Origin of the sequence: Halobacillus litoralis, assembly GCF_020524085.2 — a bacterium.
Lineage (GTDB): Bacteria > Bacillota > Bacilli > Bacillales > Halobacillaceae > Halobacillus > Halobacillus litoralis_E.
Genome location: NZ_CP129016.1, coordinates 1,149,547 through 1,165,808, shown reverse-complemented (window position 1 = coordinate 1,165,808; position 16,262 = coordinate 1,149,547). Strand labels below are relative to the sequence as shown.

At 44.5% G+C, this 16,262-nt stretch carries 13 protein-coding genes; 4 read left to right on the top strand and 9 right to left on the bottom strand.

All coding sequences use genetic code 11. The annotated features are described in order from the left end of the window. Positions 1-27 precede the first annotated feature (27 nt). Positions 28-1,395 carry a PTS ascorbate transporter subunit IIC gene (locus tag LC065_RS06035; protein WP_306163810.1) on the top strand — a complete coding sequence of 456 codons (1,368 nt, stop codon included), beginning with the start codon at positions 28-30 and terminating at the stop codon, positions 1,393-1,395. A 101-nt stretch (positions 1,396-1,496) separates the two neighbouring features. Then, the gene (locus LC065_RS06030; RefSeq protein WP_226593092.1) at positions 1,497-1,667 is read left to right on the top strand and encodes a hypothetical protein; all 171 of its coding nucleotides are present in this window, start codon (positions 1,497-1,499) and stop codon (positions 1,665-1,667) included. A gap of 148 nt (positions 1,668-1,815) precedes the next feature. Here the strand turns inward: LC065_RS06030 and LC065_RS06025 are convergent, their stop codons facing one another. From LC065_RS06025 to LC065_RS05985, 9 genes are all read right to left on the bottom strand, one after another. Next, positions 1,816-2,301, bottom strand: coding sequence for a GyrI-like domain-containing protein (locus LC065_RS06025; RefSeq protein ID WP_226593094.1), 486 nt, complete (start codon positions 2,299-2,301; stop codon positions 1,816-1,818). Positions 2,302-2,488: 187 nt separating this feature from the next. Next, positions 2,489-3,445, bottom strand: coding sequence for an ornithine carbamoyltransferase (gene argF, locus LC065_RS06020; RefSeq protein WP_226593097.1), 957 nt, complete (start codon positions 3,443-3,445; stop codon positions 2,489-2,491). Beyond that, positions 3,445-6,447 carry a carbamoyl-phosphate synthase (glutamine-hydrolyzing) large subunit gene (locus tag LC065_RS06015; RefSeq protein ID WP_226593099.1) on the bottom strand — a complete coding sequence of 1,001 codons (3,003 nt, stop codon included), beginning with the start codon at positions 6,445-6,447 and terminating at the stop codon, positions 3,445-3,447. Before LC065_RS06015 ends, argF begins: the two co-directional genes overlap by 1 nt. After that, positions 6,437-7,501 (bottom strand): carbamoyl phosphate synthase small subunit, encoded by a 1,065-nt coding sequence (locus LC065_RS06010; protein ID WP_226593101.1) that lies wholly within the window; start codon positions 7,499-7,501, stop codon positions 6,437-6,439. The genes LC065_RS06015 and LC065_RS06010 overlap by 11 nt, the downstream gene beginning before the upstream one ends. A gap of 111 nt (positions 7,502-7,612) precedes the next feature. Then, positions 7,613-8,773, bottom strand: a complete 1,161-nt coding sequence (locus tag LC065_RS06005) for an acetylornithine transaminase (RefSeq protein WP_226593103.1) — start codon at positions 8,771-8,773, stop codon at positions 7,613-7,615. After that, positions 8,770-9,579, bottom strand: a complete 810-nt coding sequence (argB, locus tag LC065_RS06000) for an acetylglutamate kinase (protein ID WP_226593105.1) — start codon at positions 9,577-9,579, stop codon at positions 8,770-8,772. Before argB ends, LC065_RS06005 begins: the two co-directional genes overlap by 4 nt. Beyond that, a complete protein-coding gene (argJ, locus tag LC065_RS05995) occupies positions 9,542-10,768 on the bottom strand; it encodes a bifunctional ornithine acetyltransferase/N-acetylglutamate synthase (RefSeq protein WP_226593107.1) in 1,227 nt (408 codons plus the stop codon). Before argJ ends, argB begins: the two co-directional genes overlap by 38 nt. 20 nt (positions 10,769-10,788) lie before the next feature. Next, positions 10,789-11,826: an N-acetyl-gamma-glutamyl-phosphate reductase gene (gene argC, locus LC065_RS05990; protein WP_226593109.1), complete on the bottom strand. Its 1,038-nt coding sequence runs from the start codon at positions 11,824-11,826 to the stop codon at positions 10,789-10,791. A gap of 583 nt (positions 11,827-12,409) precedes the next feature. Next, complete coding sequence (locus tag LC065_RS05985) at positions 12,410-13,720, bottom strand: lysine N(6)-hydroxylase/L-ornithine N(5)-oxygenase family protein (protein WP_371933406.1); 1,311 nt, start codon at positions 13,718-13,720, stop codon at positions 12,410-12,412. 198 nt (positions 13,721-13,918) lie between these two features. Between LC065_RS05985 and LC065_RS05980 the strand changes: the two genes are divergently transcribed. After that, on the top strand, positions 13,919-14,236 hold the full coding sequence (locus LC065_RS05980) for a GNAT family N-acetyltransferase (RefSeq protein ID WP_226593113.1): 318 nt from the start codon (positions 13,919-13,921) through the stop codon (positions 14,234-14,236). A 506-nt stretch (positions 14,237-14,742) separates the two neighbouring features. Further along, positions 14,743-16,260, top strand: coding sequence for a spore germination protein (locus tag LC065_RS05975; protein WP_306163808.1), 1,518 nt, complete (start codon positions 14,743-14,745; stop codon positions 16,258-16,260). Positions 16,261-16,262 lie beyond the last annotated feature (2 nt).

Genomic DNA, 16,262 nt, shown 5'->3' with positions numbered 1-16,262 from the left:
CTATTAAACTACAAAGGAGCGTCTCCCATGATTGATTTAATAATGAAAGACATCTTAGGTACACCTGCGATCCTTGTCGGTTTATTTGCCCTGATTGGACTCCTGGTACAGCGCAAAAATACAGGGGATGTTGTCTCCGGAACGCTTAAGACGGTCATGGGCTTTGTCATCCTCGGGGCTGGTGCGAATGTTCTCGTACAGTCCCTGGGACAATTCAGCAGTATGTTCAATGAAGCCTTTGCTGTAGACGGAGTCATCCCAAACAATGAAGCGATTGTTGCCCTTGCCCATGAAAGCTTCGGGACAGAAACGGCGATGATCATGTTATTCGGAATGGTCGTCAATATTATTCTTGCAAGAATCAGCCCTTTTAAATATATCTTTCTGACCGGCCACCATACGATGTTCATGGCCTGCCTGATTTCTGTCATTTTATCCACTGGTGGTTTTTCAGGCATCACCCTGATTATCCTAGGGTCTATTATCCTTGGAGCATTGATGGTCCTTTTCCCTGCCATGCTTCAGCCTTTCACACGAAAAGTTACGGGTTCTGATGATTTTGCCATCGGGCACTTCGGGTCGATCGGCTATCTTGTCGCTTCTTTTGTAGGAAAGCGCGTCGGAAAAGGATCAAAATCAACGGAAGAAATCAAAGTGCCAAAGTCACTAGGTTTCCTAAGAGACACATCAGTTTCTGTATCTTTAACCATGATCATTCTGTTCTTCGTTGTTGCAGGTGCAGCGGGTCCCGCTTTTGTTGAAGGCGAATTGAGCGCAGGACAGAACTTTCTAGTCTTCGCATTCATGCAAGGACTTACATTCGCAGCCGGGGTCTATATTATTTTAGCCGGTGTGCGTATGCTCCTTGGTGAAATCGTTCCTGCTTTCAAAGGTATTGCGGATAAAGTCGTCCCTAACGCTAAACCCGCTCTTGATGCTCCAGCCATCTTCCCTTTCGCAGGGAACGCTGTCATCATCGGATTTCTATCCAGCTTCATTGCGGGCCTTGTAAGCATGTTATTCTTACCTTTACTAGGTTTGAAAGTCATCGTTCCAGGATTGGTTCCACACTTCTTCACTGGTGCCGCTGCCGGAGTCTTCGGTAATGCTACTGGCGGTCGAAGAGGAGCGGTAATCGGTTCAATGGCCAACGGTGTCATGATCAGCTTCCTGCCGGCTCTATTACTACCGGTACTAGGATCTTTAGGATTCCAAGGAACAACGTTTGGAGATGCTGACTTTAGTGTGATCGGAGTCATTTTAGGAAATATGATTAATCTCATTGATTCCAACATTGCCATTTTCGCAGTGATCATTCTTCTCCTAGCCCTCCCTTTTTTATTCGGCCGCAAATCAAAAACAACCGAAAAAAACAGTAATGCAGATGTCGCATAGATAGAAGGAAGCACTCCCTTAATTGTCAGGGAGTGCTTTTTATTTCATCCACACCTTCTTCCATGCCAAAAATTATGATACGTTTGTCGGAGGGTTCCACAATGAAAGACTATACGATTTACCTTTGGTCAACGGTGTTTCTCAGTTCAATGTTAGTTTGGGGGCTATTTCCTTTAGTAGGAACAGGGGCTTTTGCCATACCTGTGATTGCTCTTTTAATTCTTATTTCCAATCAACTGATTCGATTGGAAGATAGGCGTAATCAAAAGTAATGGATGATTGGGAAGTTATGAGCAGAACGTCCAGTACATTCAGCCGAGCCGATTCGTCGCCGCCTGGCAACAAAAAGAAAAAAACTCATATTTGAAGACACTAAAAAGCAAGGATACACTCTGAAGTGCATCCTTGCTTTCCTTTTCACTATTTAATTGGTAGGAATAAGCGGTAACTGGTTTCAGCACCTGTATAAGGTTTGTATTCCTCAAAGCCGAATCCTTCGACCTGTTGATAACCTTCATCCTTCATCCACTTATGCAAATAAGCGTAAGGATCAAAATCATGAACGGAAGGATCATATTCAAGCATGGCATACGTATGAGCAGGGATCGTCTTTGTAATCATGTTTGGCGGAATTTTCTCGAAGCTATCGACCTCTACAGCAGCAATCCAATAAAAGGCATCGGTCATCTCATTCCAATTTGGCGGATCGACGAACATTCCGATAGACCGTGGCGCGTTGACTCTGTTTCTTACTTTAGGCAAATTGGTCGTATGGAACTGCTCCATCAATCGCGGAATTTTATATTCCCGCTCATCCATCATGGTTTGACAAGAGACACCCACGACCTTGATATTGGACCTACGAACAACCTGGGGTTCCACAGCGGTTGTCATTTGCTTACTCATTGCATGGCCACTCCTTTTGGTTTTGAATATTCTCCCTAACTACTTCCACATCGATCCTAGATTTCCTTGTAAAATTTGTGTGTTCGATGAAATTCGTAGCCTTTCGACCTTCTTTTTCCATGATTTTATTTATGAGGTCCTATTCCTATATCCTATTGTTGGTTCGGTCTGAATTATGCTCATAAATTCACTTCCATCCGACGACCGCTTGTAATATGGCCTTTTGGACATGCATCCGATTTTCAGCCTGCTGAAAGACTGCCGACTGGCTCCCGTCAATGACGCTTGCTGTTACTTCTTCCCCTCGATGGGCAGGAAGGCAATGCAAGAATGAGACATCCGATTTAGCTTTGTTGATTAATGCTTCATTTACTTGATAGTCTTTGAAATCCAACAAGCGTTTTTCACTCTCCTCTTCCTGTCCCATACTTGTCCACACATCTGTGTAAATGACGTCCGCTTGCTTCACGGCCTTTTCTGGGTTTTTTTCCAGTACAACGGATCCGCCATACCTCTTTGCCAGCGTTTGTGATTTCTCGGTAATCAAAGGATCAGGCTGATATCCGTCCGGGGCTGAGACGACCATTTCCATCCCCATCATAGCCGCTAAAATCATGAGTGAATGAGCGACATTGTTTCCGTCACCGATGTAAACAACCTTCACTCCGCACAGACGACCTTTCAGTTCTAAAATGGTGAAGATATCAGCTAAAGCCTGACACGGGTGATAGATATCACATAAGCCGTTAATGACAGGTACAGAGGCGTGTTCAGCAAGCTCTTTCAATCTTCCATGGGAGGTCGTTCTGAACATGATGGCGTCAATGTATCCAGAGAGCACACGAGCCGTATCAGCAATCGTTTCACCGCGGCCGATCTGAATGTCTCTTGTGTTTAAATAAAGGGCATGACCGCCCATTTGAACCATTCCGACTTCAAACGAAACACGTGTCCGTGTCGAAGATTTTTCAAAAATCATCGCCAGGTTCTTCCCTTTTAAAGATTGGGAATATGGGTTTTCTTTTAAGTGTTGAGCCTGCGCTAACAATTGGGAAACCTCGGCTTGATTATAATCAAGCCAAGTCAGAACGTTTTTCCCATGCATTGAACCATCTGTTGTGTACATTTGTTCCATCAAATTCATTACGATCGCACTCCTTCACGTTTATTACCCGGCAGAGGGGCAGGGTCAAAATCTTTACAAGCCAATGATTGAAGATAGGCATCGAACGTTGCTTTCTCACTGAAAACTGTCATTCCATTTTTCACAGCCTGTATTCTGCGTTCGCTATCCTGTGAACTTGATCCATCATTGAGATAAATGGATGCTTCCTCAACCTTGAGCCACTCGTCAAAGTCCTTGAATGAAAAAGTAGAATCCCCTTCGACAAAGCAGGAATCTCTTACTTCTAGCGCATTCGGTAAATGGGAGAACACTTTTCGCAGTGCTTCTTCTGTGGTCTTTCCAAGGCACATCCCCTCACCCGTTGATTTCATATTCGGACCAAGCTTATGGTCGACTTCAGTCAAGGCATAGGAAGAAAAGACAGGATATTTCACGGCTGTTTGCTCAAACACCGGTGTTGGAATGGACATCAAATCGACTTCACCGGATGCCAATACACGTACAGCTAAATCAACAAGGGGAACGTCTGCCACCTTGCTTACAATCGGGACCGTCCGACTCGCTCTCGGATTCACTTCCAGCACATACACGTTTTCTCCACTCAGTAAAAACTGGATGTTCATGATTCCTTTGTAATTAAAATGGCGTACGATTTTATGGCTGTAGGACTCAATGGTCTTCTTGACTTCATCACCAAGCTTAGATGGAAAAAGGGCCATACTGTCTCCGGAATGCACACCTCCCGGCTCCAGGTGTTCAATGACCTCAGGAAGATAGAGGTTTTCACCGTCCGCCACGAGGTCCACCTCTACTTCCTTTCCTTGCATAAAGGTGTCTAGAACAATCGGGTAATGGCGATCATCCGCTTCTTGAAGCGACTGTTTCAATTCGCTCATATCTTTGACTATGACCATCCCCTGACCGCCGATGACATAGGACGGGCGGCAAAGTATCGGAAAAGTGTAATGTTCTGCCGCTTTTAGAGCTTCATTTTTTGTATGACAAGTGGTTCCTGACACATATGGGATGTTCAAATCATTTAAAGCCGCATAGAATTTATCTCTATCCTCGAGCGCATCTAAAACGTCTGTCTCAACTCCAGCAAGCGGCACCCCTTCCGCCTCTAGCTCCGCAGCTAAATTGATGGCTGTCTGCCCGCCAAATGATGTGAATACAAGGTCAATGTCTTCGTGATCAACGATGGATGTTATGATTTCTTTTTGAATCGGTTCAAAGTAAAGGCGATCCGCTGTTTCATAATCCGTACTGACGGTTTCCGGATTGTTGTTCACCATAATTGTCGTCCACCCTTGCGTTTGCAGACTTTGAATGGCTTTCACAGCACTATAATCAAATTCAACTCCCTGCCCGATTCGAATCGGTCCGGATCCGAGAATCAATGCTTTTTTCTTCCCAGAAAGTGGGGGAATTTCATTTACACCTGCAAATGTGCTGTATACATAGTTCGTAGCTGCTTCAAATTCCGCTGCACATGTATCGACGAGCTTGAATTGACGAAGAATCCCGAAAGCTTCTCTCTTTTTTTGCACTTCTTTTTCAGATATCCCAACAAGGTGAGCAATCTCCTTATCTGAAAAACCACAAACTTTCACTTTTCTCAGAAGTCCTTCATCTAATGTCTCCTGCTGCAGGCACTTTTCTAAATCGACAAGGTTTTTCAGCACCTGTAAAAAGAAGCGATCAATCTTCGTATTTTCGTGTATCGTCTCCAAACTTTCTCCTTGTCTTAGGAGGTGAAGAATAGCGAAGTAGCGCAAGTCTGTTGGTTTCTCCAAGTGATCCCATGGGTTCTGAATGATGGGGATGTTCGTATCCAGGGATTGAACGGCCTTTTGAAATGCCCCTTCCAATGTCCGGTCGATGGCCATGACTTCCCCTGTCGCCCGCATCTTCGTCCCCAGCTTACGATCGGCCTCTGAAAACTTATCGAACGGCCAGCGCGGGAATTTAACGACGACATAGTCAAGAGCCGGCTCAAAGCTTGCGAACGTATTGCCGGTAAGTGGATTTTCAAGCTGGTCAAGCGTGTACCCTAAAGCCACCTTGGTCGCCATTTTTGCAATTGGATACCCCGTGGCTTTCGAAGCCAGGGCTGATGAACGACTAACACGCGGATTAATCTCAATCACATAGTATTGACGACTTTCTGTATCAAGCGCGAATTGAACATTGCAACCACCGATCACATCGAGTTCAGAAACAATCTTGAACGCCGCGGTTCGGAGCATTTGGTAATCGTTATCCGACAATGTCTGGGAGGGAGCGACAACAATGGAGTCGCCCGTATGAACGCCCACTGGGTCGAAGTTTTCCATATTACAAACTGAAATACACGTCCCATTGTGATCCCGCATGATTTCATACTCAACTTCCTTGAAACCTGCGATACTTTTCTCGACGATGACTTGGTGGATCGGACTCGCTTTGAGCCCCGTCGCAATCAACTCTTCCAGGTCTTCCGGTCTGTGAACGATTCCACCACCACGTCCTCCAAGCGTATAAGCTGGACGACTGATAATTGGGTAACCGACCTCTTCTGCAAAAGCTTCCGCCTGCTCGATCGTCGTAATTACTTCACTCTCGGGAACGGGTTGGGATAATTCATGCATCAACCCGCGGAACAATTCTCTGTCCTCCCCTTTTTGAATGGAATGGACACTGGTTCCTAACAACTCGAGGTCATAGTCCTGCAAAACGCCTTCCCTTTCCAGTTCAACGGCTAGATTAAGCGCTGTCTGCCCCCCCAATCCAGCAAGGAGCGCATCCGGTTTTTCTAGATCAATAATTTTCGTTAAGCTTTCAACCGTCAAGGGTTCACAATAAACGACATCTGCCACGTCATGGTCTGTCATGATGGTGGCTGGATTATTGTTCACGAGGATAACTTCACACCCTTCTTCTTTCAGCGCAAGACATCCCTGTGTTCCGGAATAATCAAACTCGGCCGCCTGCCCGATCATGATGGGACCTGAACCAATGACTAATATTTTACGAGACATGTGTCTTCACTCCTTTGTTCTTTACAAGTGTAAGAAAGTGATCAAACAACCATTCCGCATCTTTCGGCCCGGGGTGGGCTTCCGGATGGAATTGTGCGGACATAATTAGCTTCTTATCATGCATCAATCCTTCGATGGAACCGTCATTAACGTTATAAAACCTTGTTACGAGCGGCGTCCCATTCAGGCTGTCTTCTTTGACCACATAGTTATGATTCTGTGAGGATAGAAACACTTTTCCTGATACCACGTCTTTGACTGGATGGTTCGCGCCGCGATGACCGAATGTCAGCTTCGTCGTATCCCCTCCAAAAGCAAGAGCAATGACCTGATGTCCCATACAAATTCCAAAAGCCGGAAATTTCTCCAAAGCTTTTTTCAAATGCGGTAAAAAGTCGACAGTATCCTTTGGATCCCCTGGTCCATTCGATAGTACAATAGCGTCTGGTTGAAGCGTATCCAGCATTCCGATTTTGGAGAAAGGAAGAACTGAGACGCGGACACCTCTTCCAAGAAGAGCATTCAAAATCGATTTCTTCCAACCGAAGTCGATGAGCGCCACATGCATCCCTGCTTCTCCATAAGTATCAATTGTTTCACCACTTACCTGCTGAATCTGATGGGTCTTTGTCGGCTTGAATAGATAATCTGTCTCGAGAGAAAGGGCGGCTTGCTGGGTTCCTTCTACGCGAATGGCCTTGGTCACTTCTCTCGTATCTACTTCTGTCATGTATGGAATATTTTGTTCGTCCAGATAAGTTCCTAATGACTTCTTTGTCTGAAAATGTGATGGAGTTTCCGCACATTGGAACATGACCACACCACTTACTTGAATCTCTTGGCTTTCTCCATCCTCCTCGTTAATCCCGTAATTTCCTATCAATGGATACGTAAATACGACAATTTGACCTTTATAAGAAGGATCGGTGAGAACTTCCTGGTATCCCGTCATGCCGGTGAAGAAGACCACCTCCCCTTGGACGCTTCGATCAAAGTGCTGTGAAACCTTCCCTTCAAATGATGTTCCGTCTTGTAAACATAAGTACCCTTTCATTTCATCACCCCATAAAATGAATATTTATTATATATTGCGTATTTTTATACATTAAACTTTTGAGAAAGACGGTGCTGAACACGACTGTGAACATCACCGTCTATACATTTTTTATGCTTTTTGAAGACTGTCTTCGTACTGTTGAATCGCTTCGGTAATTAAAGCAACAGCTTGGTCCATTTCCTCATATTCCACAGTCAATGGAGGGAGCAGCCTCAAAACATTCGGACCAGCTACCACAGCTAGAAGTCCTTTTCCCCTTAATGAGTGAACAATTTGAATCGCTTCACTGGATATGGAAATCCCCAACATCAAACCTTCACCACGTACTTCTTTCACACTTTTAAAGCGCGCCAATGAATCTTCAAGCTTATCTTTGAATACCGTCCCTTTCTCCGTAACAGAAGCAAGGAAGTCAGGAACAAAGATTTTTTCAAGCGTCGCTTTCACTGCCGCTGAAGCTAACGGATTCCCACCGAACGTTGAACCGTGAGATCCAGCTGTGAAGGAATCTTTTAATTCAGCTTTTCCTATCATAGCCCCGACAGGAAATCCGCTTCCCAATCCTTTGGCAGCTGTCACGATGTCAGGGTCCAGTCCATGGTGTTGATAGGCGAAAGCTTTTCCTGTACGTCCGATTCCGGTTTGAACTTCATCAATGATCAAAAGGGCACCTAATTCCCGGCATTTATCTTCGACCGTTTTCAAAAACTCTTTGGTCCCCGGTACGACTCCTCCCTCTCCCTGGATGACTTCGACCATGATCGCAGCTACATGGCCGTCATGCACTTCCTCTATTTTCTGTACATCGTTATAAGGGTAGTATTCAAAAGTGGGAAGTAGAGAACCGAATCCATCATGAATCTTTTCCTGCCCGGTTGCACTCATCGTAGCAAATGTCCGTCCGTGGAAAGATTGCTTGAATGTAATAATCTTCTCTCTCCCTGTATGTTTACGGGCAAGCTTGATGGCCGCTTCATTCGCTTCTGCCCCACTGTTGCAGAAAAAAGCATAATCCAGCTCAGACGCTTCACACAACAATTGGGCCGCCTCTTCCTGCACGGGAATTTGGTAAAGGTTTGATACATGCCATACCTGATTCAACTGTTTTTCCAGCGCTTCCTGAACTTCTGGAGGTCGATGACCCAGATTACATACAGCAATCCCTGATACAAAGTCTAAATAATCTTTCCCTTCATCATCGGTCACCGTCGTTCCCTTTCCAGATACAATAGTTAAAGGAAAGCGGTTATACGTAGGAAATAAACTCACTCCACCATCTCCTTTCTTTTCGTTCTGATGGATGTACCATTCAACAAATCGCCTTCCATCAAGGCTTTTTCTCCACTTACAATCCTAACTTCTTCTAAATGGTCGGATAAAGCTTCCGTTGCGGAATGAACTTTAGGGATCATTCCGCCATAGATGATTCCTTGATCGATCATTCCATCAATTTCTTCAGGGGTTGTGCTCGCCAATATTTCATCATCGACGAGTATGCCCGGAACATCCGTAACATAAAGAAGCTTTTCAGCGCTGACAGCTGTAGCAATAGCTCCTGCAGCCACGTCGGCGTTAATATTCACCGTTTGATGATCATCAGTCCTCCCAAAAGGTGCAACCACTGGGAGGTACCCTTCATCCAGAAGCTTTTTTAGAAACATTGGATTCACATCTCTTATCTTTCCTACAAGGCCTAAGTTTTCTTTATCTAAGTAATCCGCTTGCAACAACGAGGTTTCAGAACCTTTGACTCCTACAGCCTTCATCCCTTTTTTCATCAGGTGACCCGTGATCTTGCTATTCACCGAACCCCCGAGGACCATTTCTACAACCTCGAGCGTCTCCGGGGTGGTTTTCCGCAGCCCGTCAAAAAACTCACCTTCTATATTCAACTGATCTAATAATTTTGTAATCGCAGGACCTCCACCGTGAACAATAATACAATGATAATGTTTCTGCAGGTCCTTGAAGCTATTATAAAAATCATCGGTTAATTGATCGAGCATACTTCCACCGAGCTTTATTACGACAGCAGGCTTATGTTCGGTAGCTTGCATTGATTTTGACATAGTCATAAGTCAAATCACACCCCCACGCCGTCCCTTCTCCATCTCCTTCGTTAAGACGAATCGTCATTTTCACTTTCTCATTATCCAAATCTTCCGTTGCCTGCTCTTCTGAAAATGGACAAGGGGTTCCGTTACTAAACACCAGTTGTTCTTCAATGTAGATATCGCATTGATTTGGGTCTACCACCGCATCGCTATGTCCGATAGCGCCTACAATCCTTCCCCAGTTGGCATCCAACCCATAAACAGCTGTCTTCACCAGGCTCGAACCGACCACTTTTTTCCCAATGACGCGCGCTTCTTCGTTTGAGCGGGCACCGGTGACCTCCACTTCAATCAGCTTGGTGGCCCCTTCTCCATCTTTGGCGATTTGTTTAGCAAGATCTTCGCAAACAAGCTGAAGGGCAGTTTGAAAAGCTTCCCAATCCGGGTGATTTTCTGTCAGCGGTTTATGATCTATTTCTCCATTCGCAAGCGTCAGGACCATATCATTGGTTGAAGTCTCTCCATCAACGGTAATTTGATTGAAAGAATTATCAACAGAAGGGCTTAACGCATGTTTTAAATCACCAGGCTCTATGGTTGCATCTGTCGTAATAAAACCAAGCATTGTCGCCATATTTGGATGAATCATCCCTGATCCTTTAGCTGCTCCACCAATGGTGACAGTTTTCCCCTCCACCTGTACCTGGTAGCACGCATGCTTTTGACAAGTATCTGTCGTAAGAATTGCTTGCTGAAAATCTTTATATCCTTCTTCTGAAGGCTCTACATTCTCACAGCCGTGAGCGATCTTTTCCATTGGAAGCTGTTGTCCAATGACTCCTGTAGAGGCAACGGCTACGTATTCATCCGGAATCTCAAACCTCTTTGCAATCATACGGCGCATCTCGTATGCATTGGCCAGACCTTCTTCTCCTGTGCAGGCATTGGCGACTGCACTATTGATCACGACACTTTGAATTTTCCCCTGTTCCGCAATGCTTTCCTGCGTCACCTTAAGAGGTGGGGCCTGGAAATGGCTTTGAGTGTACACAGCCGCTGCAGAAGCCGGTCGATCACTCATAAGAAGAGCGAAGTCCTTTTTTCTGTATCTTAATCCGCTATGAATCCCACCTGCCTTGTATCCTTTCGGCGTAAGAATGGAACCATCCGCTACTTTTTCAATTGTTTGGGTGTTCTTCGCTTGTATCAAACCATCTCTCCCTCTCTTCATTAAGGATAAACAGGCAGTGGTGCAAGCCCTGTTTTCTCGTCATATCGAAATACAAGATTCATATTTTGGACCGCCTGACTGGCCGCCCCTTTCATTAAGTTATCGATGACACTTACGATGGTGACCCGCTTGGTCCGGGCATCAATGGTAAGACCGATGTCACAAAAATTAGATCCGTACACATCTTTCGTGCATGGAAATCCGCCCGATTCACGTACTCTGACGAAAGGCTGTGACTCATAGTAGCTCTTAAACTTCTGCCGCAAGTCCTCTTCACTTACCTCTTCTTTTAACTGAAGATAGATGGTCGCCATGATTCCTCTAGTCATCGGAACGAGGTGTGTCGAAAAGGTGACAGGCTCTATTTGGTCGTCCCATATGGACAATTGTTGTTCAATTTCCGGGATGTGTTGATGTTGATTCACTTTATAAATTTGAAAATTTTCCTGGGCATGAGCAAAATGGGTGATCGGATTTGGATTTTTCCCCGCACCTGAGACCCCTGATTTCGCATCAATCACGACAGAGTCAGGCTTCACCAAACCTTCTTTGACTACGGGGCCCAAACCAAGTAATGTCGCGGTTGGATAGCACCCTGGATTGGCAATAATGTCGGCTTCCTGTATTCGCTCTTGATTCCACTCTGGGAGCCCATAGATGGCATTTTCCAGCGTATCATCAGGAGCTGCTTCTTTTTTATACCACTGTTCATAAGATGTGGGCTCTTTTAACCTCAAATCTCCAGAAAGATCAATGACCTTTGCATGGCCGCCCTGCAGCTGAGGAGTCAATTTACTTGAAACCCCAGACGGAGTCGCAAGGAAAATGACGTCCAAATCTTCCTTCATCTTCTCCGGTACTAAATCTTGTAACACATAAGATTCTCCCCCATGGAATTGAGGGTAAATGTCTTCAAATTTCTCCCCTGCCTGGGAAGATGAATATAAGGTTATCGTTTTAACTTGTGGATGATTTGTTAATAAGCGGAGCAATTCTATTCCGCCGTACCCGGTCGCACCTACGATCCCTGCTTTCACTCTGAATCCACCTCTATGTATATTTATTATTTCATCTGTATATTTACAATATTATTAACCCTTAAGGACCAGATGTCAATAGATTACCATCACAATTTGCTAGTTTTACAGATTCTTAATGGAAACACTGCATAATCTCAACAATTCCTAACGAGATAGGATTGGATAAAGTAAAAAAAGATCACCCTCTATACACATGTGGATAAGTAGTGATTTCTTCTCGTAAATTCTCCCCTTATTCACATATGCACAATTTTATACACATTATCAACAGTACCCCGTACTCTATTACCGCCTATAAAAGCTCCCGTTTGTTGAAGACTCATTTTCGAGATAACCGGGGTTCGTTTGCCTCATTAGTAGTCAGGGGGGGTTGGGAAACGGTAAGACCTCGCAAAACGAAGTCCGAGGAGGGGCAAAAGGATAGAGGAAGTTCGATTAAGTACGGCACGTCCTGTGCCAACATCGAACGCCCCCCACATCGTGTCAAACTCTCGAACCTAAGTCTTACGCTATCCTCCTGCCATATTCTTTAATAAATCATGCAAAAAACCCCAGCCATGAATGGCTGGGGTGATAATAATTAGACCGTGAAGGACTGGAAAATATTTTTTTCGTTCGTAGGGAAAACTTCGCGTCCCACGAGGTGGTTGATGATGACTTTATTCCGGTGGATAGATAATCCCAGGTTGGTCGAACCTACACCATGGGTATGCGATATCCCACTGTGGACATAAATTTCGTTCGCTGTCTCTTCCGTAGTTACAAGTCGATAATCCGCGGTCACTTTGTATCTTCCTTCTTCATCCCAATCAAGGAAATCCTCCAAGTGGTGGATAAAGTCTGGAACCAAAGGCTTGTAACCCGTTGCTGCAATCACGAGATCCGTTTCATGGGTGAACGTCTCCTTTTTCTGATAGTGATAGCATTCGAGTTCATAGCCACCACCTGCTTTTGGACGAACATCCTTCACTTCACTAAGTACCTGCAATCCGACATCCAGCTCTTCCCGACCGACCGAATACTCATATAAGAGATTGTAGATGTCATTGATCGTATGATTGCTGATTCCTTTATAATATAGTCCTTGATTAGCGAAGATCTCATCTTTCTGCTTTTGTGGAAGCTGGTAAAAATAATTCACGTAATCCGGTGAAAAATGCTCGAGGCTTAGCTTTGATTCTTCCATCGACTCAAAACTCGCCGATCGCGTAATCCAATCGAGACGATAGCCACAATCACGCTGCTCTTTCAGCAGTTCGCGAAAGGTCTCAGCCGCACTTTGTCCTGAACCGACAACTGTGATGGACTCCGCCTTACGACAGCGGTCCTGATTCGGCAGGAAGTCTGCTGTATGGAAAACGTCTTCTGAAGAAGCATCTTGGAAAGAGCGCGGCATGACCGGCACGCTTCCTGTACCCATGACTAAATTCTTCGTGCGGTACACCTCGGTTTCTCCACTTTCTACATTCGTCACTTCTACTTCGAAAAGCTCGTCATTATCCTTGTAATGCTTTATATTCGTAACTCTTCTCCCAAATCGGCAGCTGTCGAGCTGTCGAGCAACCCATTGGCAGTAGTCATTGTATTCTCTTCTCGGGATGTCGAGCCGCTGCAAAAAGTAAAACTGATACATCCGCTCATTTTTGCTGATATAGTTCAAAAAGCTGTATTTGTTCGTCGGATCTGCCATTGTCACCAAATCAGCAATAAAAGGGACTTGCATTTTTGTCCCTTCAATTAACATTCCCGGATGCCAGTCAAAAGCTTCATTCTGTTCAAAAAAGAGGGGTTCGACTTCGTCTATCTCATCCAGCAAAGCAGCCAGACTTAAATTGAAAGGTCCTACACCTACTCCGATCAAATCATAGATCTTTTCTCGTTGTTCCATCATCGACGACTCCTTTATGTTACATTCCTCAAATGTTTAGGGAAATCTTCTCTATTCCCGCAAAAAATCACCCTGAGCTTTTGCACTCCATAGATGATGTCTTTTCAGAAAAATTTCCGATTTCTGAAAAAGATGTACTACCCTTATGTTATCATAACCACATCCTTACGATAATAGCCGAACATGAAGGAGGAGGAACTTATGAGCCGTATTCATTTAGTGGAAACGAAAGACCGCCGCCTTTTCATGGCAGACCTTCTGCTGGCTGATGAATCTGAAACCATTGTTGAAAGCTATATTGATGATGGTGTGTTCTATACCATTTATCTGAAGGATGGACATATTGGTGTCTGTTTGTTCGTGTTTCCTGAAGAGAACACGGTCGAAATCAAGAACATCGCCTTACAAGAAGCCTATCGAGGAAAAGGATTTGGAAAACGAGTAATTGACGCATCCTGTTCACTTTTTCATAAAACGGGTACAAAGAAATGCTCGTCGGAACTTCTAATTCTAGTATAGAAAACTTAGCCTTTTATCAAAAAGCTGGTTTTCGGTTTTATAAAATTCATCATGATTTCTTCCTTCAATACTCGAATCCTTTTTATGAAAATGGTATAAGAGGGATGGACATGATTTATTTCCGTAGACCTCTAACCCCTTGATATGAAAGCCCGTAATCTGTCGAGATTGCAATGTTCCAAAGCCAGTACACCATTCCATAGGAGGAAATCTCAGCACCTACCATCATTTTTACAGTCCCTCTTGTCATCATGGTTTTACTATTCAACGAAGGATCGTATCCGGATCTGTAAAAGAATAACCCATAGCAAAAAGACTGCTCCTCTGAGGAGCAGTCTTTTTTTCGTTAGATTACTATCACCCAACCATCAATCCCTATGATTGAACCTTTGTTTAAGAACCTCTTTTTTGCACCTGTAATCAAACACCGTTAAAAAGAAGGATACCCCTTTCATAAATTCCCAATAGATGAACATGCTAATGAAAAACAGCGGAGGTGGGAGTTTGTGAAGGATAATACGACGAATGAAAAGACTTCCCCTAACACTCAGCCTCTCTCACCATCATTAGATGAAAATTTGAACGATATCCGCACAACACTCGGAAATAGCTCGGACCTTGTGACACGTCCCTTTTCCATTCATAAGACATCCGCTGCTGTCCTTTACATGGATGGACTTGTAGATAAGAACACGGTACAAAACTTCATTTTGGAAGCTTTAATGCTTGAGGTTCCAGAAAAAAGGCATTTGACTCACCATCTATATACATCCATTAAAGAGGCCAATCTCCCCATTGGTGAAATGGCGGAAGTGAAAGATAAACAGGACCTACTGAAGAAATTACTTTCTGGTGAAACCATTTTACTCCTAGACAAGCAAACGAAAGCTTTATCAGCAAGTACAAAAGGCTGGCGCGACAGAGGCGTCCAAGAAACTACATCAGAAAGCGTCATCCGCGGGCCAAAAGAAGCTTTCACTGAAACGATCAGAACAAACACCGCTCTATTAAGACGGAAAATTAAAGATCCTAACCTCAGAGTAGAAGCGAAAACCATCGGAAGGAAAACTTGTACGGACGTTGCCGTTGTTTATTTAGAGGGCACAGCTGAAAAAGAAGTCCTTGATCAAGTGATGGAAAGACTGGACCAAATCGATATCGATGCCGTGTTAGAAAGTGGATATATTGAGGAATTCATTCAGGATGCTCAGTATTCCCCGTTCCCTACGGTTTATAATTCAGAAAAGCCGGATGCCATTGCTGGGGGAATCTTGGAAGGCAGGGTTGCCATCCTGATTGATGGTACGCCGAATGTCCTTTTAGTGCCTGCTCTATTTGTGAATTTCATGCAGTCCAGTGAAGACTATTACCAAAGAGCAGACATCGGAACACTGGTGAGATTACTTCGATTGTTTTGTTTTTCGGTAGCCTTGTTTATGCCATCATTATATATCGCTTTTACAACGTTCCACCATGAAATGATTCCCCCTCCACTTTTGATCAGTCTTGCTTCTCAAAGGGACGGGGTTCCTTTCCCAGCCTTTGTGGAAGCTTTAATGATGGAGTTGACCTTTGAAGTCCTACGGGAAGCCGGGGTCCGTCTACCAAAACCCGTCGGTTCAGCTGTCTCCATTGTTGGGGCGCTCGTACTCGGTCAATCAGCTGTCCAAGCGGGCCTTGTTTCTCCCGCCATGGTCATCGTAGTAGCCATTACGGCAATCAGCAGTTTCGTGTTTCCTACTTACAATATGGCGATCTCCATTAGAATTCTCCGTTTTCCAATGATGATTCTGGCGGCCACTTTTGGGCTATTCGGTATCATTTTAGGTATGATTGCTATCGTTTTTCATTTAAGCAGCTTAAATTCGTTCGGAAAGCCTTATATGGCCCCTCTCGCACCTATGATAGGGAAAGACCAAAAAGATGTCTTGATCCGTTTACCCCATTGGGGCCTTCTTTCCCGGCCTAGTTTCTTTACGAAAAGCGACCAAAAACGTGTCGATTCCACTTCAAAAGAGAGGTAGGG

Bases quoted from the DNA above. Each gene is read 5' to 3' on its own strand.
- LC065_RS06035 (WP_306163810.1), top strand. From the start codon at position 28: ATGATTGATTTAATAATGAAAGACATCTTAGGTACACCTGCGATCCTT.
- argB (WP_226593105.1), bottom strand. From the start codon at position 9,579: ATGACTATGTCAAAATCAATGCAAGCTACCGAACATAAGCCTGCTGTC.
- LC065_RS05980 (WP_226593113.1), top strand. From the start codon at position 13,919: ATGAGCCGTATTCATTTAGTGGAAACGAAAGACCGCCGCCTTTTCATG.
- LC065_RS05985 (WP_371933406.1), bottom strand. From the start codon at position 13,720: ATGATGGAACAACGAGAAAAGATCTATGATTTGATCGGAGTAGGTGTA.
- LC065_RS06025 (WP_226593094.1), bottom strand. From the start codon at position 2,301: ATGAGTAAGCAAATGACAACCGCTGTGGAACCCCAGGTTGTTCGTAGG.
- LC065_RS06030 (WP_226593092.1), top strand. From the start codon at position 1,497: ATGAAAGACTATACGATTTACCTTTGGTCAACGGTGTTTCTCAGTTCA.
- LC065_RS06010 (WP_226593101.1), bottom strand. From the start codon at position 7,501: ATGAAAGGGTACTTATGTTTACAAGACGGAACATCATTTGAAGGGAAG.
- LC065_RS06015 (WP_226593099.1), bottom strand. From the start codon at position 6,447: ATGTCTCGTAAAATATTAGTCATTGGTTCAGGTCCCATCATGATCGGG.
- argF (WP_226593097.1), bottom strand. From the start codon at position 3,445: ATGAATTTGATGGAACAAATGTACACAACAGATGGTTCAATGCATGGG.